We start from the raw sequence: 449 nt of genomic DNA, 5'->3' as shown, positions 1-449 counted from the left end.
TCCACCCCCAGCCCTCCACCTCTGCTTATAGTGCCGACATCGAGAGATTTATTTCCTGTAATAGTTCCGCCGTTCATGGTAAAAGATGAGTTAGCGCCTTTTAAGAATACCGCATAGCCTAAGCTACCTTGGGTGGCATTTCCGGTAACCTTTGAGCCGTCCTGCATGGTAACAGAGCCGTTTTCACCTATGTATATTACGCTATTGTTGTTGTTCTCGCTTCCGTTGCCGTCCGCTCTGCGTCCCACCAGGGTAACATCATTGCCGATGGTCAGTTCTATGCCTGTCTGTCCGCTTGCTCCAACGGTAAAGAGCGCGCCGTTGGAAGAAAGGTTTATTTTTCGTTCTCCGCCAAAACCAATGATAGTAAGTTTGACATTGGCAATATTCAATGTTTGCGGAGCACAGTTAATATCTTGATCTATATTAAAGGTGAGGGGGGTTGCGGT

At 47.4% G+C, this 449-nt stretch carries 1 protein-coding gene; it reads right to left on the bottom strand.

Going from position 1 to position 449, the window contains the following annotated elements:
* Positions 1–392: hypothetical protein (locus ACYVTD_RS16785; protein ID WP_461248791.1), on the bottom strand; the 392-nt coding region annotated here is incomplete at its 3' end.
* Between the last annotated feature and the right edge of the window lie 57 nt (positions 393–449).

The sequence above is a fragment of the Treponema sp. R6D11 genome (assembly GCF_054786075.1).
This window is presented reverse-complemented; position numbering and strand designations above follow the sequence as displayed.